The sequence below is a fragment of the Pseudomonas sp. R11F genome, assembly GCF_050312575.1.
GTDB classification, from domain to species: Bacteria; Pseudomonadota; Gammaproteobacteria; order Pseudomonadales; family Pseudomonadaceae; genus Aquipseudomonas; species Aquipseudomonas palleroniana.
Genome location: NZ_JBNPJU010000067.1, coordinates 247,765 through 268,146 on the forward strand (window position 1 = coordinate 247,765; position 20,382 = coordinate 268,146).

Sequence of the window (20,382 nt, forward strand, 5' to 3'; positions counted from 1 at the left end):
GTGCCATCTCGCGTGAAGGGAGGCAAGGGGTTGAATCGGCTGCATAAATCGGAAAGTAGCGGCGAGACCGCCGCGTACGACCAGCACGGTGTGCTACCAAACAGCACACCTATGCCCTATGAGTGAGCACGCTCCAGGCGCAGTCACAATCGAGCTTTTGCCCGGCGCGGCGGTCGCCGACCAGGCAAGGGCTGCGTGGAATGACGACTTTCTCGCCCTGTTCAGGTGGGGTTACAGGGTGTAGGAAATCCCCACCTGGACCGTACGCGGTTCGCCAGGGTAGGCATAGAAGTTCAGGAAAGAACCTTCTTCGTACTCACGATTGAACAGGTTCTTCACGTCAAGATTGAGCCTGACCTTTTCGTTGACCTTGTAGTAACTCAGCAGGTCAACGACCGTGTAGGACCCCATCGTGAAGGTGCTATTGGCAGTTTGCCCGGCGCGTTCGGCCACGTATTTACCACCGGCGCCCAGGCCCAACCCTTTAAGGGCGCCGTCCTGGAACTCATACACGTTAAGCAGGCTGAAACTGTTGCGCGGGATGTTCGCCAGGCGCGTACCGGTGCGAATGGTGGTGTCCTTGGTCACCGCGGCATCTACATAGGCATAGCCGCCGATCATCCGCCACTCGGGCGTCAGGTTGCCGGCCACGTTCAGATCGAAGCCGCGACTGCGCACCTGCCCCGTCGCCACGTTGAAGGCCGAGTCAACGGGGTCGACACCTTGAACGTTTTTCTTGTCGATCTGGTAGATCGCTGCGTCGACGCTCAACTGCCGGTCAAGCGCTTCCCACTTCACGCCCATTTCATAGGACTTGCCCTGCTCCGGATCAAAACCGCCGCCTTGACGACTGGCGCCTGTGTTGGGTTTGAACGAACGCGCCGCATCCGCGTAGAGCGCGACGGTGTCGGTGAGGTCATACATCACACCGACGCGTGGGGTGACCGCGTTGTCGGCAGCGTTCCAGCTTCTGACACCCGGTACGTAGGATTCGTATTCGTGCTCGAAGCGCTCAAAGCGCGCACCCGCGAGAACCTTCAAGCGCTCGGTCAGCGCCACCTGGTCCTGGACGAAAGCCGCGTAAGTCTTGAGGTTTTCTTTGTCATGGGTCGGCGTGCGGATCAGCGCAGGTCGTGGCTGGCCATAGACCGGGTTGAAGATATCAATCGGGAACGTGCCCGTTGCGGCGCTGGAACGCTGGATGATCGACTTGTAATCGTAGTCTTCGTATTCAATGCCGGTGAGCAGCGTGTGGTCCAGGCCGCCCAGGGAAAAGTGCCCGGTCAGGTTGAGCTGGTAGTCCTTGTCGGTCCAATCCAGCTTGCGGTAGTTGAAGTTGCGCTGCAGGGTGCGTCCGTCGGCATTCAGGCTCGTCGCATTGTTCGCCTCAACGCCATTGCCCTTCATCGTCCCGTCCAGCCACTGGAAGCCACCGGCCAGGGTCCAGTTGTCGTTGAGCAGATGTTCGAAACGCAACTGGGCCATGTTGTTGTCGTTGTGCAGGTTACCGGCGTATTTCTCACCCCAGAAGGTGTCTCGTGACGGTGTGCCACGCTGGTTGGCGAAACGGGTCAGGCCGCGATCCAGTGGGTGATTGTTACGCATGAAGTCGCCTTCGAAGGTGACCTTGGTGTCGTCCGTGGCCTGCCAGGTCAACACCGGCGCCACGCCATAGCGCTCGGTGGAGACATGGTCGCGAAAGGTGTCGCCGCCCTCACCCACCACGTTCAGCCGGTAGGCCAGGCGCCCTTGCTCATCCAGTGGGCCGGACGCATCGAGCGTACCGCGCCGCATGCCTTGATCATCCAGTTGGCTGCCCAGCGTGATCGTACGCTCGGCCAGGGGTTGCTTGGAGACCACATTGAAGGTGCCGCCAGGGTCGCCACGCCCATAGAGCAGGCTGGCAGGCCCGCGCAGCACTTCAAGACGCTCGATGCTGTTGGCATCCGGCATGCTCGGGTAGCCCCGATTGATCGGAAAACCGTTGCGATAGAACTCGGCGGTGGTAAAGCCGCGCACCGTGAAGCTGGTCAGCCCCTGCCCGCCGAAGTTGTTGGCCCGGCCAACGCCACCCGCGTAGTCCAGGGCTTCCTGCAAGCGCGTCGCCCCCAGGTCCTCGACCACGTCCTTGGGTACGACGCTGATGGACTGGGGCGTTTCGTGAATCGAGGTATCGGTACGTGTCGCACTCGCCGAACGTGTGGCGCGGTAGCCCTTGACCGGACCTTGGGCCGTCTCACTGTCCATCTCGCCCGTGACCGTGGTCGCTTGCAATTCGAGGCTGGCGTTTTCAGAGGGTGCATCCTGCGCCCAGGCTAAAGGGGAAAATGCTTGAAGCACGCAGAGGGAAATGAGGGTACGACGCATGGATGCTGGACCTTATGGATGAGCCGACGAGAAGGTGGACCTGCCAGGAATTCGCGGCGGATCTTATATCAACAGTTCTCGTTTAGCACTAATTCTCATTAACGAGCTTTTTTGAGAATCCACTGGATACCAGTCGCTTAAACACCCCACGCGAAAAAGGCGCTCAAGCAGGCGCGCCGTCACTGGCCGCAACGTCCAACGAAGCCAACATCTGCGCACGGCACACTTCAAGGATCTCGTCAGCCAGCGCGGAATCGTCCGGGCAAGCCCGCGACAAGACAATCGCGCCAACCGCTCGAGACAGCAGGTCGATCATGTTCTTCCTGCCCTCACCCGCCGCGGCATCCGGTCCCGTCGGGTATTTCTGCCCCAGCGTGTGCAGGAGCTGTTCGATGCCTTCGGCAAAGGTGGTTTTCAGCTCATCCGATTGACGCGCCGCGTCGCCCCCCAGCGCCGCCAGGGTGCAACCGCCGCCACGTCGGTCGCGATGCTCTCGGGTCACATAGCGGTTGATGAAGCCAGCAACATCGAGCGACTCAGCCCCCACCAGCGATTTGGACAGGCTGCAGGCCGAGGCTTCGGCCATCAGGTCGGCCTTCGAGCCGAAATGCTTGTAGAAACCGCCATGGGTGAAGCCGGCCGCCGCCATCAGATCGGCGACGCCGACACCATCAAAACCGCGCTCGCGGAACAGTTCGGAAGCCGTTTCAACGATGTGCTCTCGATTGGCCTGCGCCTGCGCCTTGGTCACTCTCACCTGTCATACCTCGTGTTCAACGGGAAAACCTGCGCTCCATGATACATAGATGCCAGTCATAATCAAAACCGTTGACAGCTTAGATTTCGATCATCATCATAAAAACACGCAAAACCCACCCAGAGAGATGAACCATGAGCACTCGCCCTACTGTTTTGATCACCGGCGCCTCTACCGGCATTGGCGCGGCTTACGCCGCACGCTTCGCGCAACGCGGCCACGACCTGGTGCTGGTCGCTCGAGACCAGGCGCGCCTGGAAGCACTCGCTGCAAGGTTGCGCGACGAACACAAGGTCAGCATCGAGATCATCCCCGCCGACCTGACCCAACTCGACGATCTGACCCGCGTTGAAACCCGTCTGCGCGACGATGCCCGCATCGGAATCCTCGTCAATAACGCCGGCGCGGCGCTGTCCGGCCGCTTTATCGACCAGAGCACCGACAGCGTCGCGCAATTGGTCGCCCTCAACACCACCGCGCTGGTGCGGCTCGCCAGTGCCATCGCTCCACGTCTGGCCAAGGCCGGCGACGGTGCGATCATCAATATTGGTTCGGTGGTCGGCCTGGCGCCGGAGTTCGGCATGTCGGTCTACGGTGCGACCAAGGCCTTTGTGCTATTCCTTTCCCAGGGCCTGAGCCTGGAGCTTTCGCCTCTGGGCGTGTATGTGCAGGCCGTACTGCCGGCCGCAACCCGCACGGAAATCTGGGATCGCTCCGGCATCGACATCAACACCCTGAACGAAATCATGGAAGTGGGCGATCTGGTGGATGCCGCACTGGTCGGCTTCGACCGTCGTGAGGTGGTGACGATTCCGCCGCTGCACGAAGCTGAACGCTGGGATGGCCTGCAGACCGCCCGTCAGGGCTTGCTTGGGCAAATCCGTCAGTCTGCGGTTGCCCAACGCTACCTGGCCTGAGTGCGATCACTGAGTCACGATCATCCCAACAGGATTCGGTGCAGGCGCCCAAGGCCCTGCATCGACGCCTGCCAACCGACAAGAGCTGCGTCACGATGAAAGCCTTTTTGATTGATCGCTATGGCAAGAACACTGGTCGCCTTGGCGAGGTGCCCTCCCCGATAGTCGGGGCGCACGACGTATTGATTGAGGTGCACGCCAGCAGCGTCAACGTGCTGGACGCGAAGATCCGCAAAGGCGACTTCAAATTGATCCTGCCGTACCCACTCCCGTTGATCCTGGGCAATGACCTGGCCGGGGTCGTGGTAGAAGTGGGCTCGCAAGTCAAACGCTTCAAACCGGGAGACGAGGTCTACGCCCGCGCACCTGAAACCCGCATCGGGACATTCGCCGAACGCATCGCCGTGGACGAAAACGCGCTCGCCCGCAAGCCCGCCAATCTCGACATGGCACACGCCGCAGCGATCCCCTTGGTGGCCCTGACCGCCTGGCAAGTGCTGGTCGACACCGCACACCTGCAACCGGGCCAGAAAGTCCTGATCCACGCAGGGTCAGGCGGTGTCGGCACGCTCGCGATCCAGCTCGCCAAACACCTCGGTGCCTTTGTCGCTACCACCACCAGCACGGCCAATGTGGAATGGGTCAAGGCGCTGGGCGCCGACCGGGTGATCGACTACACACAGCAGGATTTTGAAAGCGTCCTGCATGACTATGACGTAGTGCTGAACAGCCTCGGCGCGGATGTATTGGAGAAGTCGCTCAAGGTCCTCAAGCCCGGTGGGCAGCTCATCTCCATCTCAGGACCACCCACGGTCCAATTCGCCCGCGAACAAGGGCTGTCCTGGCCACTGCAGCAAGTCATGCGCCTGCTGAGCCTGGGGATTCGGCGCAAGGCGCGCAAACAGGGCGTGCGCTACGCATTCGTGTTCATGCGGGCCGATGGCGCACAACTGCAGCAGCTCACCGAGCTTATCGAGGCCGCAATCATCAAGCCGGTGATTGACCGCACCTTCCCCTTGGAACACACGGCGCAGGCGTTGACGTACGTCGAGCAGGGGCGCGCCAGGGGCAAGGTGGTGATTACGCTCAAGTGATTACGTCAGCGATTTCGGAATCTTCAGCCCCAGGCTTTCGCGCAACGTCGTCCCTTCATAGGCCGTGCGGTACACACCGCGTTCCTGCAACAGCGGTATGACTTCACGGGTAAAGCGCTCGAACTGCTCCGGATGCCCAATATAGATATTGAACCCATCCACCGCCCGCGCCTCGAACCACTCCGCCATTTTCTGCGCGACGGTCGCCGCCGTTCCCACAAAGGCCCCCGGGCGCAGTTGTCGACCGAATTCGACGGCCTGGCGCAACGTAAAACCTTTCTCCCGGGCCTGGTCGGCAATGCGTTTGGCGGCAGTGAAAAAGCTGCTGCGCGCAGCCTCCAGGCTCTCCTGCGGAAACGGCGCATCCAGGTCGTACTGGCTGAAATCATGCCAGCCGAAATTGCGCCCGAACTCCTTCAAGGCCAATTCAAAGCTGTGGTCGGCGTGATGGTAGTGTCGCTCGATTTCGCGGGCCTGTTCATCGGTGTCGCCCACATAGATTTCTGCGCCGGGCATCACCCGCAGTTGTTCGGGATCGCGACCGTGCCGCGCGGCCCTGTCCTTGATATCCCGGTAAAAAGCCTGGCCCTGCTCGATGCTGGCCGCATGCGTAAAGATCACGTCCGCCGTGGCGGCGCCCAGCTCGCGGCCTTGCTCCGAGTCGCCGGCCTGGAAGATCACCGGCTGGCCTTGGGGTGAGCGCTGGATGTTCAATGGGCCGACCACCGAAAAATGCTCGCCCTGGTGATTCAGGCTGTGCAGCTTGTTGGGGTCGAAAAACTGGCCGGTGGCGCGGTTGCGCACAAAGGCATCGTCCTCATAGGAGTTCCACAGGCCCTGCACTACTTGCACGTGTTCGGCTGCACGGCCGTAGCGGGTGTCGTAGTCATAATGTTCATCGCGGCTGTAGTTGCCGGCGGTACCGGCGTCGCCGCTGGTGACCACGTTCCAGCCGGCGCGGCCCTTGCTGATCAGGTCCAGCGAGGCCAGGCGGCGTGCGACGTTGTAAGGCGAGTTGTAAGAAGTCGTCAGGGTGCCGACCAGCCCTATATGGCGCGTGCTGACGGCCAGTGCCGATAGCAGCGTCAACGGTTCCAGGCGATTGAGGTAATGGGATGGCGACCCCGGCGTGATGAACTGGCTGTCGACGATAAACATCAAGTCGAACAAGGCCGCTTCGGCCTGGCGCGCAATGTCGATGTACCAGTCGATGTTGACGCTGGCATCGGCCGGCAATTGCGGGTCAAGCCACAGGTTGTGCCGCCCCGGTCCGCCGCAACCCATCGTCAAGGCGCCAAGTTTGAGCTGTCTTTTGGTCATGTCCAAGGGGTTCCTTGCGGCGTTCAGGGCTGTGTTGTAACGACGGCGGATTGCAGTGCCGCCGAGAACGAGTTGTCGAACAGACTGGCGGCCGGGTAAGACTTGACCAAGCCTTGGCTGGCGAAGAAGTCCACGGTCTTTTGCGCCTCCAGCGGCGATTGGGCTGTCACCGGCTCCACGGTGGTACGGGCGCGGGCAAACCAGGCGCGGGCGATATCCGCATCGGCCCGGGTGCGCTTGGCCCAGGCATCGGCATAAGCATCGGCGTTGGCCGGGCTTTGGCGGGTCCAGTCGCGGGCTTTCTTCAGGCGTTGGAGAAAGTCATTGATCGGCGCACGCTTGGCATCCACGGCCTTGGCATTGGCGGCAACGAAGCTCTGGGCCGGGATCAGGCCGTCAGCCGTTGCGAGCACGCGCGCACCTTGGCGTTCCTGTTGCGTGACATAGGGTTCCCAGGTGGCGATGACGTCCACCGAACCGCCTTCCAGGGCATGGGAAGCGTCCAGCGCGCTGAGGTAGCGCAACTCCAGTGAGTCTCGCGACACCCCGGCTTTGTCGAGTGCGGTCAGCAGCAGTTGCTGGCTCCAGGAGCCCTTCCACACGGCCGCACGCTTACCCGCCAGATCCGCCAGGCTGTGGATCGACGAATCCTTCCTGACCAGAATCGCCACGCCGTCGAGATTTTGCCGGCTGATGGCGATGACCTTGATCGGCGCACCCAATGCGCCCAGGAACAACACCGGCGCATCACCGAGCAAACCGATATCCAGGCTGTTGGCATTAAGTGCTTCGGCGACCGGCGAGCCCGCGGTGAACTGTTTCCACTCCAGCTGATAAGGCAGGTCATCGAGCACGCCCGCCGCCTCCATCACGGCCTGAGCGTTGTAGCTCTGGTCGCCCACCACCAGCGTTTGCGCGTGCGCACTCAGACACAGCAATGCGGCAACCATCCCGGCTACCCGTTTTGTCAGATCACGCACATTTGTCTCCAGCTACCTGTTCTTGGGGACGGACAAGATGGGGGACTGATCAGCGCGTGTAAAATACCGATAACGCATAACCTAATTCTATAATAATGCGCACAATGCATTTTCAAGCCCATAGAAACGCCCCCGGGAATACGCCGACATTGCGTAGCGTCGTGCACCACCTACACTGATTTGAGTCCAGCGCCCAGGGTCATTTCTGTAGATCGCCCGCAGATACCTGCACGCATTGCTCGACAAAAAAGCAGTTGCCCAACTGATTAATAGAGTCGATATGAAAGAGCATCCGCGGCGGCGTGAATCACCTCTCCTGGCTCGGCTTGGCCTGCTGTGCCTGGCCCTTGCCGGTTGCACGGTCGGGCCGGATTTCAGCCGCCCCGAGGTGCCCGCAGCGGCCGGCTACACAAAAGAACCGCTGACGACCACCGCCCAGGCCGATATCGACACCGGCGGCGCGGCGCAGCGCTTGATCGCGGGCATGGACATTCCGGGGCAATGGTGGACGCTGTTCCACTCAACGACATTAAATGCCCTGGTTGAAGAAGCCCTGCGTGCCAACCCGGATGTCAGCGCGGCGCAAGCGGCCTTGCGCCAGGCCAATGAGCAGGTTTACGCCGACCAGGCGTCGCTGTTTCCCGCCGTCAACGCCAATCTCCAGAAGACCCGGGAGAAAGTCTCGGGCGTCACAACGGGGGCCCCCTCATCGCCCATCCTTACGCTCAGCTCGGCGTCGCTGAGCGTATCCTATGCCCCGGACGTGTTCGGCGGCACGCGCCGGCAGATCGAATCGACCACGGCCCAGGCCGAGTACCAACGCTTCCAACTGGAGGCGACCTACCTCACCCTGACCTCCAATGTGGTCAACACGGCGGTCAGCCTGGCGTCTTTGCGCGATCAAGTGGCGGCCACCGAGGCCATCATCCGACTGCAGAGCGATCAGCTCGACGTCCTGCAAGCCCAACGACAATTGGGCGCCATCAGCAATGCCGACGTGCTCACGCAGCAAACCGCGCTGGCCCAGACCCGCGCCACCCTGCCGCCCCTGCAAAAGCAGCTGGCGCAGACTCGCAACCAACTGATGACCTACCTCGGCCGGTTCCCCAATCAGGACCGCGACGAACGTTTCCAACTGGCCTCCCTGCACTTGCCGACAGACCTGCCCGTCAGTCTGCCCTCGGCGATTGTCGGCCAGCGACCGGACGTGCGCTCGGCCCAGGCTCAATTGCACCAAGCCAGCGCCAACATTGGCGTGGCGGTCGACAATCAGTTGCCGCAGTTCAGCATCACCGGTTCCGTGGGCTCCACGGTGGCGAGCGGCACCCGGCTGTTCTCGGCCGGCTCCGGCGTCTGGAGCCTGGCGGGCGGGATTGCCCAACCGATCTTCGATGCCGGCGCCCTGGAGCATCGCAAACGCGCCGCCGTGGCGGCCTACGATGAATCCGCGGCGCGTTATCGCGGCACCGTGTTGGTCGCGTTTCAGGACGTGGCCAATGCACTGCGCGCCCTCGAAGCCGACGCCGAGACCCTCGACCAGCAGGTTGCCGCTGAGCGCTCGGCGCAAGCCAACCTGGACCTGGTGCAGGCCCAATTCCGCCTGGGCGCGGTGGCCTACATCAACCTGCTCACCGCCCAGCAGACCTACCAGAACACGGTGCTGGCGCGGGTCAGGGCGCAGGCTGCTCGCTACAGCGATACCACGGCCCTCTTCCAGGCGCTGGGAGGCGGCTGGTGGAACCGCACCGATGTTGACCCCGCCACCCGGGGCCAGCCGGACCGCTTCGGCCTGCCGTCATGGCGGGAGCTGATGCCGGCCGACAATGCGCACGCGACGCCCGCCACAGCGGCGGGCTGGACTGAACCGAATCATTGAACCCGTGAGACTCTCCATGGCCGACGTCCAGACTGCCTCTCCCCCGCCCTCCGAGCCCGGCGTACCGCGCAAGCGTCGACTGTGGCGGCCGATGTTGATCATGATCGCGGTGGTATTGCTGATTGTCGCGATCATCGCCGGGGTGAAATTCGTGCAGATTTCCGCGCTGATCGCCCAGTCAAAACTGCCGCTACCCGCCGCCGTGGTGACCGCGATGCCCGTGCCGTATGCCGACTGGCAACCCAGTGTGTCCGCCGTGGGTTCGATGAAGGCGGTGCGCGGCGTGGACGTGACCACCGAAGTCGGCGGCATCGTGCGTACCCTCGGTTTCACGCCCGGACAGCAGGTGGCGGCCCAGGCGCTGCTGGTGCAGTTGAATGCCGACGCGGACCTCGCGCAGCTTCACTCCCTGGAGGCGACTGCCGACCTGGCGGGCATCGTGCTCAAGCGTAACAAGGCTCAATTGGCGGTCAATGCGGTGTCCCAGGCCCAGGTCGACACCGACACGGCAGACTTGAAGGCCAAACTTGCCGCCGCCGAACAACAACGCGCGCTGGTGGCGAAAAAGACCATTCGCGCACCGTTTGCCGGGCGTATCGGGATCACCGGCGTCAACCCCGGCCAATACCTCAACCCAGGCGACAAAATTGCCACGCTGCAGACCTTCGACCCCATCTATATCGACTTCAATGTCCCACAGAACCAGCTCGGGTCCATTGCCATCGGCCAACAGGTCCTGGTGACCGCCGACGGCCTTTTCGAACAAACCTTCACGGGGCGGATCAGCACGGTCGACACCCAATTCGATCCGACCACGCGCAACGTCACCGTCGAAGCCACCGTCGAGAACCCCAGGCAAAGCCTGGTGCCCGGTATGTTTGCCCGCGCCGTGGTCAATTCCGGCGCTTCCCAACGCTACCTCACCGTTCCACAGACCTCGGTGACCTACAACCCCTACGGCACCACCGTGTTCATCGCCACCTCGAGTAAAAACGACAAGGGTGAGGAAGTGCTCAGCGCGCAACAAACCTTTATCAAGACCGGCCCGACCCGGGGCGACCAGGTGGCGATTGTGTCCGGAGTGAAAGAAGGCGATCTGTTGATCACCAGCGGCCAGATGAAACTCAAGAATGGCTCGCCGGTGAAGGTCGACAACCGCGCCGCGCCGTTGAACGACCCGGCTCCGACTCCCCAAGAACATTAAAGGTGTCCCATGAAACTGACCGATACCTTTATCCACCGACCGGTCTGGGCCGTAGTGGTCTCGCTGTTCATCCTGATCCTGGGGCTGCGCTCGATCTTCGAACTGCCGGTGAACCAATGGCCGCGCACCGAAAACACGGTGGTCACCATCACCACCGCCTACTACGGTGCAGACGCCTCCACCGTCGCAGGCTTTATCACCCAGCCGCTGGAAGCGGCTATTGCTCAAGCCCAAGGCATTGACTATCTGTCCTCAACGAGCATTACCGGCGTCTCGACCATCACCGCCACCCTGCGGCTGAACTACGACGCGAGCAAGGCCCTCACCGAGATCAATACCCAAGTCAATTCGGTGAAGAACCAACTGCCCGCCCAAGCCCAGGAACCGGTGCTGACGGTGGCCGTCGGGCAGACTACCGACGCCATGTACCTGGGGTTCTACAGTGACACGCTGCCCACCAACAACATCACGGACTACCTGGTGCGGGTGGTCAAACCCAAGCTCGACTCGATCCAGGGCGTGCAAACCGCAGAGATTCTCGGCGGCCGCCAGTTCGCCCTGCGCGCCTGGCTCGACCCGGACAAACTGGCGGCACACAACGTCACCGCGCAGGACGTCTCCACCGCCCTGGCCAACAACAACTACTTGTCTGCCGTGGGCTCGACCCGTGGGCAGTCGGTGACGATCGACCTCACGGCCGGCACTGATTTGCACACGGTGGATGAGTTCAAGCGCCTGGTCATCAAGCACAAAGGCGATGCGCTGGTGTACCTGGAGGATGTGGCGACCGTCACCCTTGGCGCCGAAAGCTACGACAGCAGCGTGGCGTTCTCCGGCAAGCGCTCGGTGTTCATCGGCATCAAGGCGGCTCCCACGGCGAACATCCTGACGGTCGCCAGCAGCGTGCGCGAGGCGTTCCCCGAGCTGCAATCGCAATTGCCCAGCGGGGTGCGCGGCGAGATCGTGTATGACTCGACCGAGTTCATCAACACGTCGATTTACGAGGTGGTCAAGACCCTGGTCGAAGCCATGATCATCGTCTCGGTGGTCATCTACCTGTTCCTCGGCTCGTTCCGTGCGGTGATTGTGCCGCTGGTGGCGATTCCGCTGTCACTGGTGGGAACGTTCTTTGTCATGTACCTGTTGGGGTACTCCATCAACCTGCTGACGCTGCTCGCCCTGGTACTGGCGATAGGGCTGGTGGTGGACGACGCGATTATTGTGGTGGAAAACGTCGACCGGCATATCAAGGAGGAAGGTAAAGGCGTACTGGACGCCGCGCTGATCGCGGCGCGCGAACTGGGCGGCCCGATCATTGCGATGACCGTGGTGCTGGTGGCCGCCTACGTGCCGATCGGGCTGCGCAGCGGCCTCACGGGTGCCCTGTTCAAGGAGTTCTGTTTCTCGCTGGCAGGCGCCGTGACCGTGTCGGCCGTGGTGGCGTTGACACTCTCACCGATGATGACGTCGCGGCTGTTCAAGCCAGGCCAGGAAGAAGGTCGTTTCGCCCGGCGGCTCGACCAGTACTTTGACTGGTTGCGCAAACGCTATCACCGCGTGCTGTCCGGCGGACTGGACGTCTGGCCGGTGCTGGTGACCTTCGGCTTTGCCCTGTTCCTGCTGGTCGCGGCCAGCGGCATGACGGCCAAGAGCGAACTGTCGCCCACCGAAGACCAGGGGTTGGTGTTCATGCAGATCAAAGGTCCGCCGACGGCGTCACCGCAGCAGATGGAGCGCATTGCCGACCAGGCGTTCCAGATCGCCAACAAAGAACCCGAATACGCGCAGATGTTCCAACTGACCGGCCTGCCGGCACTCAACCAGGGCCTGGGCGGCGTGCTGCTCAAATCCTGGGGCGACCGCACCCGCTCCCAGGCCCAACTGATTCTGGACCTCCAGCAAAAATGGAATCAGGTGCCGGGGGCCAGCATCGCGGCCTTCCCGCTGCCCTCGCTGCCGGGGGCCCAAGGGTTGCCGGTGCAATTTGTGATCACCACCACCGACTCGGTGGAGAACCTCAACGAAGTCGCGCAGGCGGTCATGGCCGAGGCCCTGAAACAACAGCTGTTCTGGTTCGCCGATATGGATTTGAAGCTGGACAAACCCCAGGCACGCTTGGTGGTCGACCGGGAAAAAATTGCCGCATTGGGCATGACCCAGGCCGATGTGGGCGCCGCGTTGTCAGCCGCTCTGGGCGGCAATTACGTGAACTATTTCTCCACCGCCGGGCGCTCGTACAAAGTCATTCCCCAGGTATTGCAGGTCAACCGCCTCAACCCCGAGCAGATCCTCGATTACTACATCCGCACACCTGCCGGCAACATGATACCGGCGCGTACGGTGGCGCATATCGAGACCTCGACCCAGCCGGAATCGATCAACCACTTCCAGCAACTCAACTCGGCGACGCTGGGCGGCGTCAGCGGTGTGGCCCAGGGCGAGTTGCTGGCGAAGCTGAACACGATCCTCAACCACGTTGCCCCTTCGGGCTACACCTCGGACTTCGCCGGCGAGTCGCGGCAGTTCATGCAGGAGTCTGGTGGGTTCGTCGGCCTGCTGCTGTTCTCGATCCTGATCGTCTACCTGGCGCTGGCCTTCCAGTTCGAGAGCTTTCGCGACCCCGTGGTGATCCTGTTCTCCGTGCCGCCCGCGTTGTTCGGCGCGTTGGCGTTTATCACCATGGGCTACGCGTCGATCAATGTGTACACCCAGGTGGGCCTGGTGACGCTGCTGGGGTTGATCACCAAGCACGGGATTCTGATCGTGCAGTTTGCCAACCAATTGCAACGCGCCGGCCACAGCAAGCGTGAGGCGATTGAAGAAGCGGCCGCCGTGCGCCTGCGCCCTATCCTGATGACCACGGCGGCGATGGTGCTGGGCGTGGTGCCGCTGGTGTGGGCGTCCGGGGCCGGTGCGGCTGGGCGCCATGACATGGGCTTGGTGATCTTCGCCGGCTTGTCGATCGGGACGCTGTTGACGCTGTTCATGGTACCGGCGATGTACCTGTTCATGGGAGCCACGCACGCTCACGAAACCGGGCAATCGCGGCTGGATTCAGAGCCGGCGCGAGCGCCCTGATCCGCCCCAAATAGGTGCACCATGTGCAGGGCGCCTACCCCATGCTCAAACGTCATAATCCCCGGCTCGCCTGCGTGGTAATCTCGCGCCACCATGAATAGACAGTGATCGTCACTGAAGACGACAGAGCCAGGAAAGAACATGCCAAAAATCTCTCACTCAGCGTTGCGCCGCAACTTCCGTGAATTGCTTGCCAAGAAAATGTGCGTTGAAACCGCCTCGGTGTTCGACCCCATGTCCGCGCGTATCGCGGCCGACCTGGGGTTCGAGGTCGGTATCCTGGGTGGCTCGGTCGCTTCGTTGCAGGTACTTGCAGCTCCCGATTTTGCGCTGATCACCCTGAGTGAGTTCGTTGAACAGGCCACCCGCATCGGGCGCGTGGCCCAGTTGCCCTTTATCGCCGACGCCGACCACGGTTATGGCAACGCCCTGAACGTGATGCGCACCGTCGAGGAGCTTGAGCGTGCCGGCGTGGCGGCGCTGACGATTGAGGACACCTTGCTGCCGGCGCAGTTCGGGCGTAAATCCACCGACCTGATTTCCATCGAAGAAGGCATCGGCAAGGTCAAGGCGGCGCTGGAGGCGCGTGTCGATCCAGAACTCTCGATCATCGCCCGCACCAACGCCGCTGTGTTGCCGACCGCCGACGTCATCGAGCGCACCAAGGCCTATGAAAAAGCCGGCGCCGATGGCATCTGCATGGTCGGCGTCAAAGACTTCGAGCACCTTGAGCAGATCGCGGCGAACCTCACGGTGCCGTTGATGCTGGTGACCTACGGCAATCCCCTGCTCCATGACAGCGAGCGCCTGGCCAGCCTGGGCGTACGCATCGTGGTGGCCGGGCATGGCGCCTACTTTGCCTCGATCAAGGCCACCTACGACAGCCTGCGCGCCCAGCGCAAGCTGACCCACAGCACCTCGAACCTGAGTGCCACCGAGTTGACGCATACCTACACGTTGCCGGAGAGCTACGTGGCCTGGGCTGAAGAATTCATGGATGTGAAAGAGTAATAGCCCGCCAGTAGTTCGCGCTGGAATACCCGGCCATTGCTGTAAGTGGATATAAAAAAGCCGCCGCAGAACCTGCGGCGGCAAACCAAAGGGTAGTGTCGAAGCAGAGCGGCTAAGACCCTGACCACGCTACACCCCCAACCGATTAAATAGTGTGAAGTTTAATTAATCGAGTTTAATCCCGTCCCCCGCTGCGCACCGCGAAAAATCCGTTAATAATCAGGACTCGACAAACACGTCGAGCACAATAAAAACGGCACTGCGCTCACCTGGAATCCCTGCCCATTAAACCTATGCGTCTTTCAATAAAGTGCGGTGTAACTGTGCGCGCTCATTATTTCGGGGAAATAAGAATATGATCAGAAAGTGCAGCCTGTTGACGCTGGCGATAGGCGTCGGCATCAGCCAACTCAGCTTTGCCGATTCGGTGACCGACCAGGCAGAGTCCAAGGGCTTTATCGAAGGCAGCAGCCTTACGGGGCTGCTGCGCAACTATTACTTTGACCGCGACCGCCAGAGCGGCAAGGCTGACAACCGCGACTGGACCCAAGGCGCGATGCTCAACTACGCCTCAGGCTTTACCCAGGGCACTATCGGTTTTGGCGTGGATGCCTATGCCTACGGCGCGATGAAGCTCGACGCCACGCACGCCGATGCGGGCACCGGCGAATTGCCGACCGACCGGCATGGCGACCCTGAAAATGGCTACGGTTCAGTGGGCGCCGACGTGAAGATCAAGGTCTCCAAGACCCAGTTGAAATTCGGTGACATGCAGCCCACCGCCCCGGTCTTCGCCACCGGCGGCACACGTATTTTGCCGCAGACCGCGACCGGGTTTGACCTGACCAGCAGCGAGATCGCCGGGCTGGACCTGGAGGCCGGACGCTTCACCAGCACCAACAGCGGCATGACCAGCAACCATGACCACGATATCTACGCCACTTACGCCAACGTGGCGGCCAACAGCGCAAGCTTCGTCGGTGGCAAGTACACCTTCACGCCGTCGTTGAGCGCCACGCTGTATGCCGGTGAACTGGAAGATATCTGGCGCCAGTACTACACCAACCTCAACTATGTGATCCCGTTGAGCCACGACCAGTCGCTGGCACTGGATGGCAACCTGTATCGCACCCTCGACACCGGCAGTGCCAAGGCCGGGGCGATCAACAACACGACGTACTCGGTCGCCGCGGCCTACTCGTTCCTGGCGGCGCATACCCTGACGCTGTCGTACCAGAAAGTGCATGGCGACACGCCGTTCGACTACATCGGCACCGGCAACAACGGCGCGGGGGAAGGCGGCGATTCGGTGCTGCTGGCCAACTCGATCCAGTGGGGCGATTTCAACGGCCCGGGCGAACAGTCCTGGGGCATCCGGTATGACCTGAACATGGCCAGTTTCGGCGTCCCCGGCCTGAGCTTCATGACCCGCTACGTCAACGGTTCGGACATCAATGGCACGCACACGCCGGCCAACAGTGCCTATGCCGGAGACTACGGTGCCGAGGGAGACCACCACGAGACCGATGTGGAGGCCAAATACGTGCTACAGAGCGGCCCGGCGAAAAACCTGTCGTTTCGCCTGCGTGACGCGATGGTGTCATCCAACGCCGATCAGGGCGATGGCAAGTTGAATGAACTGCGGGTGATCGTCGACTACCCGTTCACCCTGCTGTAACCACGCCCTGCACCGGCCACCCCAGCGGGCGGCCGGTGCAAGCACACTACCCTACCCAGCCGACGGCGGTTTTAGGGATCACCTCGGACTCATCCAGTTTCGAGGCAAACATACTCACCGCACGGACCGCGTCACCCGTACTGGTGCGGATCTGCAAAATCACCGAGCCGGCCTGGTCGGCCAGGTTGACCCCACGCTGCGCGCCTTCCTGGGTCGCATTCATGCTGGACACCGCATCGCGGGTTTCCGAGAGGATCATGCCGATCATCTCGGCAATTTCCGCGGTGGAGCGGCTGGTGCGACCGGCCAGTTGCCTGACCTCGTCGGCCACCACGGCAAAGCCGCGCCCCTGATCGCCTGCGCGTGCCGCCTCGATGGCGGCGTTAAGCGCCAACAGGTTGGTCTGGTCGGCGATACCGCGGATGGTATTGACGATCGCGGTGATTTGCTCGGAACGATCGCCCAACTGCCCGACCAGCCGTGCCGAAGCGCCGATGTTATCGGCGATGCGGCGCATTTCAGCGGCAGTCTCTTGAATCACATCGGTGCCATGCTCGGCAAAACGCTCGGTCTCGGATGAAATATGGTAGGCCCGGGATGCCCCGCGAGAGTCTTCCTCGAACTTCTCCACGCGCTCGGTGATGTCACTGGCAAACTTGACGATTTTGATCAATTTGCCGTCGCCGTCGTACACCGGGTTGTAGCTGGCCTCCAACCACACCACACGCCCACCTCGACCGATGCGCTTGAACTGCCCGGTGAAGAATTCGCCGTTGTTAAGACGGCGCCAAAAGTCGCTGTATTCACCGCTGTTGACCAGTGCCGATTCGCAGAACATACGGTGGTGCTTGCCTTTGAGTTCCGCCAGTGAGTAACCCATGACCTGTTGGAAGTTGTCATTGGCGTCGAGCACCACTCCACTCAAATCAAACTCGATAACCGCCATCGCCCGGTCCAGGGCCGCCAGCTTGCTGCGGGTGGCGGCTTCCTGTTCGACTTTTTGCGTCACGTTCAGCGCGTACTTGACCACTTTCAACACTTGCCCCTGTGCATCCGGCACCGGGTTGTAACTTGCCTCCAACCAGACGGTTTTACCGTGGGAATCCAGACGTTTGAAGGTGCCCGATACAAACTTGCCGGCCTTGAGCTCATTCCAGAACGCCGCGTAGGCGGGGCTGCCTGTCAAATCCGACGGGCAAAAGTCACGGTGGGACTTGCCGACCAACTGATCGGCGGTGTACCCCATGGTTTTCTGGAAGTTCTCATTGCTGCGCAACACCTTTCCGGTCAGGTCGAATTCGACCACCGCCATTGAACGGTCGAGTGCGGCGAACAATCCCTTGTATTGCGTAATTTCGGCCGTCCTGGCCGCCAGTTCTGCTTTAAGCGCTTTATTGAACATGACGTACCCTCACTCGAGCGTTTTCACTGATTCTTGAGTCTAGTATCGGCAGAAAAATAGTGACTTGAGGCGCAAAAAATAATTATTAATTGACGCCAAGTAATTGATCATAAATGCCACAGAAGTGACCGGCGCGGTGCCAGTGTTTAGACTGGCTGCCCTTTACTCGACCCGAGCCCATCATGGCCAACCACGACCTGAGCTTTACCCCCGATCCCGACGCCGATTCGATCTCTTCCGACGTTATCGGCTTCAACGGCATCCTGGTTTCCACGCAAATTCCAACCCGCGCCGACGGCAGCCTGGAACTGGGTGATATCAGCCTGCAAAGCGAATGCACCCTGCAGGCGTTGAAAGTCGCCCTGGAAAAAGCCGGCAGCTCCATGGACCGCGTGATGCACCTGACCATTTATCTGACCGATATGGCCGACCGCGCCGCATTCAACGAGGTCTACAAACGCTTTTTCGCCAAGCCCTGGCCCGTGCGCGCAGCGGTTGGCGTTGCCGCCCTGGCCGTTGAAGGCATGCGCGTCGAAGTCACCGCGATGGCCGCCAAAGCCTGAACAGCCCCCTCCCACAAGGATTGAGCGGTTTGCACACCGGCCCTATGGTAGGTGCCCGCCCAGCGTTTCACGGCTACAATGCGCGCCTCAACCGTGACAAGCCTGACTAAAAAAACTATGTCCTTGCCCAAGCATCACCTGGAATTGCTCAGCCCTGCCCGCGATGTCGCCATTGCGCGCGAGGCGATCCTGCATGGCGCCGATGCCGTCTATATCGGCGGCCCAAGCTTCGGCGCACGCCATAACGCCTGCAATGAAGTGAGCGATATCGCTCAACTGGTCGACTTCGCCCGGCGTTATCACGCCCGTGTGTTCACCACCATCAACACCATCCTGCATGACAACGAGCTGGAACCGGCGCGCCGGCTGATCCATCAGCTGTACGACGCCGGCGTCGATGCCCTGATCGTGCAAGACCTGGGCGTGATGGAGCTGGATATTCCGCCCATCGAACTGCACGCCAGTACCCAGACCGACATCCGCACCCTGGCCCGCGCCAAGTTTCTCGACCAGGCCGGTTTCTCGCAGTTGGTATTGGCCCGTGAGCTGAACCTGCAAGAGATCCGTGCAATCGCCGACGAGACCGATGCCGCCATCGAATTCTTCATCCACGGCGCCCTGTGCGTGGCATTCTCCGGGCAGTGCAACATCTCCCACGCGCAGAATGGCCGCAGCGCCAACCGTGGCGACTGCTCCCAGGCGTGCCGCCTGCCCTACACCTTGAAAGACGATCAGGGCCGCGTCGTGGCCTTTGAAAAGCACCTGCTGTCGATGAAGGACAACAACCAGAGCGCCAACCTGCGCGCCCTGGTGGAAGCCGGCGTGCGTTCGTTCAAGATCGAAGGCCGCTACAAAGACATGGGTTATGTGAAAAACATCACCGCCTACTACCGCCAGCGCCTCGATGACATCCTGGAAGACCGCCCGGACCTGGCTCGCGCGTCCAGTGGCCGCACCGCGCATTTCTTCCTGCCCGACCCGGAAAAAACCTTCCACCGGGGCAGCACCGACTACTTCGTCAGCGATCGCAAGATCGACATCGGCGCCTTCGACACCCCGACCTTCACCGGCCTGCCGGTCGGCGTGGTGGAAAAAGCCGGTAAGCGCGACCTGCAAGTGGTGACCCATGAGCCGCTGTCCAATGGTGACGGCCTCAATGTGCTGATCAAACGCGAGGTCGTCGGTTTTCGCGCCAACATCGCCGAGCCTAAAGGCGAGTTCGAAGAAGACGGTGCCAAGCGCTACCGGTACCGCGTCGAGCCGAATGAAATGCCGGCCGGCCTGCACCAGTTGCGCCCCAACCACCCACTGAACCGCAACCTGGACCATAACTGGCAACAGGCGCTGCTCAAGACCTCCGCCGAGCGCCGTATCGGCCTGTCCTGGGTAGCGCGCCTGCGTGAAGACCAACTGCAAGTCACCGCCACCAGCGAAGAGGGCCTGAGTGCCAGCGTCACCCTGCCCGGCCCGTTTGGCGTGGCCAACAAGCCGGAACAGGCGCTGGAGACCTTGCGTGACCTGCTCGGCCAACTGGGCACCACCGAGTACCACGCCACCGACATCCAACTGGATGCACCGCAAGCGTTCTTCATCCCCAACTCACAGCTCAAGGCTTTGCGCCGCGAAGTGATCGAAGCACTGACCGCCGCTCGCGTTGCCGCTCATCCACGTGGCGGGCGCAAGGCTGAAACCTCGCCGCCGCCGGTGTACCCGGAAGCGCACCTGTCGTTCCTGGCCAACGTCTACAACCAGAAGGCCCGGGATTTCTACCACCGTCACGGCGTAAAGCTGATCGACGCGGCCTTCGAAGCTCACGAAGAAACGGGCGAAGTGCCGGTGATGATCACCAAGCACTGCCTGCGTTTCTCGTTCAACCTGTGCCCTAAACAGGCCAAGGGGGTGACGGGCGTGAAGACCAAGGTGGCGCCGATGCAATTGATCCATGGCGATGAAGTGCTGACGCTCAAGTTCGACTGCAAACCCTGCGAGATGCACGTGGTGGGCAAGATCAAGGGGCATATCCTCGGCCTGCCGCAGCCTGGCAGTGTGGTCGGTTACATCAGCCCGGATGACTTGCTCAAGACCATCCCGCGCGCACCGCACTGAGTCGACCCAGAGAGGTATAAACCAGGCGT

14 protein-coding genes and 1 pseudogene are annotated in these 20,382 nt (G+C 61.6%); 9 read left to right on the forward strand and 6 right to left on the reverse strand.

Features of this window, described 5'->3' with window-relative positions; genetic code table 11:
• Positions 1–231: 231 nt before the first annotated feature.
• The gene (locus ACQRBV_RS21720; protein WP_411984111.1) at positions 232–2,367 is read right to left on the reverse strand and encodes a TonB-dependent siderophore receptor; all 2,136 of its coding nucleotides are present in this window, start codon (positions 2,365–2,367) and stop codon (positions 232–234) included.
• 163 nt (positions 2,368–2,530) lie between these two features.
• Positions 2,531–3,124 carry a TetR family transcriptional regulator gene (locus ACQRBV_RS21725; RefSeq protein ID WP_411984110.1) on the reverse strand — a complete coding sequence of 198 codons (594 nt, stop codon included), beginning with the start codon at positions 3,122–3,124 and terminating at the stop codon, positions 2,531–2,533.
• Positions 3,125–3,258: 134 nt separating this feature from the next.
• Between ACQRBV_RS21725 and ACQRBV_RS21730 the strand changes: the two genes are divergently transcribed.
• Both ACQRBV_RS21730 and ACQRBV_RS21735 read left to right on the forward strand, forming a co-directional pair.
• The gene (locus ACQRBV_RS21730; protein ID WP_411984109.1) at positions 3,259–4,041 is read left to right on the forward strand and encodes an SDR family NAD(P)-dependent oxidoreductase; all 783 of its coding nucleotides are present in this window, start codon (positions 3,259–3,261) and stop codon (positions 4,039–4,041) included.
• A gap of 95 nt (positions 4,042–4,136) precedes the next feature.
• Complete coding sequence (locus ACQRBV_RS21735) at positions 4,137–5,135, forward strand: NADP-dependent oxidoreductase (RefSeq protein ID WP_411984108.1); 999 nt, start codon at positions 4,137–4,139, stop codon at positions 5,133–5,135.
• Here ACQRBV_RS21735 and ACQRBV_RS21740 read toward each other — a convergent pair whose 3' ends face one another.
• Together ACQRBV_RS21740 and ACQRBV_RS21745 are read right to left on the reverse strand one after the other, a co-directional pair.
• Positions 5,136–6,455: an LLM class flavin-dependent oxidoreductase gene (locus ACQRBV_RS21740; RefSeq protein WP_411984107.1), complete on the reverse strand. Its 1,320-nt coding sequence runs from the start codon at positions 6,453–6,455 to the stop codon at positions 5,136–5,138. It abuts the gene before it with no gap.
• 23 nt (positions 6,456–6,478) lie between these two features.
• Positions 6,479–7,435: an ABC transporter substrate-binding protein gene (locus tag ACQRBV_RS21745; protein WP_411984106.1), complete on the reverse strand. Its 957-nt coding sequence runs from the start codon at positions 7,433–7,435 to the stop codon at positions 6,479–6,481.
• 280 nt (positions 7,436–7,715) lie between these two features.
• Here ACQRBV_RS21745 and ACQRBV_RS21750 point away from each other — a divergent pair, with 280 nt between their 5' ends.
• The 5 genes from ACQRBV_RS21750 to ACQRBV_RS21770 all read left to right on the forward strand — a co-directional run bounded on the left by ACQRBV_RS21750 (position 7,716) and on the right by ACQRBV_RS21770 (position 16,282).
• Positions 7,716–9,311: an efflux transporter outer membrane subunit gene (locus ACQRBV_RS21750; RefSeq protein WP_411984105.1), complete on the forward strand. Its 1,596-nt coding sequence runs from the start codon at positions 7,716–7,718 to the stop codon at positions 9,309–9,311.
• A gap of 16 nt (positions 9,312–9,327) precedes the next feature.
• Positions 9,328–10,515, forward strand: coding sequence for an efflux RND transporter periplasmic adaptor subunit (locus ACQRBV_RS21755; protein WP_411984104.1), 1,188 nt, complete (start codon positions 9,328–9,330; stop codon positions 10,513–10,515).
• Between the two features lie 9 nt (positions 10,516–10,524).
• The gene (locus ACQRBV_RS21760; protein WP_411984103.1) at positions 10,525–13,593 is read left to right on the forward strand and encodes an efflux RND transporter permease subunit; all 3,069 of its coding nucleotides are present in this window, start codon (positions 10,525–10,527) and stop codon (positions 13,591–13,593) included.
• Between the two features lie 141 nt (positions 13,594–13,734).
• On the forward strand, positions 13,735–14,604 hold the full coding sequence (locus ACQRBV_RS21765; protein ID WP_411984102.1) for an isocitrate lyase/PEP mutase family protein: 870 nt from the start codon (positions 13,735–13,737) through the stop codon (positions 14,602–14,604).
• A 355-nt stretch (positions 14,605–14,959) separates the two neighbouring features.
• A complete protein-coding gene (locus ACQRBV_RS21770) occupies positions 14,960–16,282 on the forward strand; it encodes an OprD family porin (protein ID WP_411984101.1) in 1,323 nt (440 codons plus the stop codon).
• 46 nt (positions 16,283–16,328) lie between these two features.
• Here ACQRBV_RS21770 and ACQRBV_RS21775 read toward each other — a convergent pair whose 3' ends face one another.
• Together ACQRBV_RS21775 and ACQRBV_RS21780 are read right to left on the reverse strand one after the other, a co-directional pair.
• On the reverse strand, positions 16,329–16,913 hold the full coding sequence (locus ACQRBV_RS21775; protein ID WP_372241661.1) for a methyl-accepting chemotaxis protein: 585 nt from the start codon (positions 16,911–16,913) through the stop codon (positions 16,329–16,331).
• 3 nt (positions 16,914–16,916) lie between these two features.
• Positions 16,917–17,684 (reverse strand): annotated as a pseudogene (locus ACQRBV_RS21780) (PAS domain-containing protein); the annotation flags it as partial.
• A 182-nt stretch (positions 17,685–17,866) separates the two neighbouring features.
• Between ACQRBV_RS21780 and ACQRBV_RS21785 the strand changes: the two are divergent.
• Together ACQRBV_RS21785 and ACQRBV_RS21790 are read left to right on the forward strand one after the other, a co-directional pair.
• A complete protein-coding gene (locus tag ACQRBV_RS21785) occupies positions 17,867–18,247 on the forward strand; it encodes a RidA family protein (RefSeq protein ID WP_060753077.1) in 381 nt (126 codons plus the stop codon).
• 117 nt (positions 18,248–18,364) lie between these two features.
• Positions 18,365–20,353, forward strand: coding sequence for a peptidase U32 family protein (locus ACQRBV_RS21790; protein WP_411984100.1), 1,989 nt, complete (start codon positions 18,365–18,367; stop codon positions 20,351–20,353).
• Positions 20,354–20,382 lie beyond the last annotated feature (29 nt).

Coding starts and splice junctions, on each gene's coding strand:
- ACQRBV_RS21720 (WP_411984111.1), bottom strand. CDS start 2,367: ATGCGTCGTACCCTCATTTCCCTCTGCGTGCTTCAAGCATTTTCCCCT.
- ACQRBV_RS21730 (WP_411984109.1), top strand. CDS start 3,259: ATGAGCACTCGCCCTACTGTTTTGATCACCGGCGCCTCTACCGGCATT.
- ACQRBV_RS21735 (WP_411984108.1), top strand. CDS start 4,137: ATGAAAGCCTTTTTGATTGATCGCTATGGCAAGAACACTGGTCGCCTT.
- ACQRBV_RS21740 (WP_411984107.1), bottom strand. CDS start 6,455: ATGACCAAAAGACAGCTCAAACTTGGCGCCTTGACGATGGGTTGCGGC.
- ACQRBV_RS21750 (WP_411984105.1), top strand. CDS start 7,716: ATGAAAGAGCATCCGCGGCGGCGTGAATCACCTCTCCTGGCTCGGCTT.
- ACQRBV_RS21755 (WP_411984104.1), top strand. CDS start 9,328: ATGGCCGACGTCCAGACTGCCTCTCCCCCGCCCTCCGAGCCCGGCGTA.
- ACQRBV_RS21760 (WP_411984103.1), top strand. CDS start 10,525: ATGAAACTGACCGATACCTTTATCCACCGACCGGTCTGGGCCGTAGTG.
- ACQRBV_RS21765 (WP_411984102.1), top strand. CDS start 13,735: ATGCCAAAAATCTCTCACTCAGCGTTGCGCCGCAACTTCCGTGAATTG.
- ACQRBV_RS21770 (WP_411984101.1), top strand. CDS start 14,960: ATGATCAGAAAGTGCAGCCTGTTGACGCTGGCGATAGGCGTCGGCATC.
- ACQRBV_RS21785 (WP_060753077.1), top strand. CDS start 17,867: ATGGCCAACCACGACCTGAGCTTTACCCCCGATCCCGACGCCGATTCG.
- ACQRBV_RS21790 (WP_411984100.1), top strand. CDS start 18,365: ATGTCCTTGCCCAAGCATCACCTGGAATTGCTCAGCCCTGCCCGCGAT.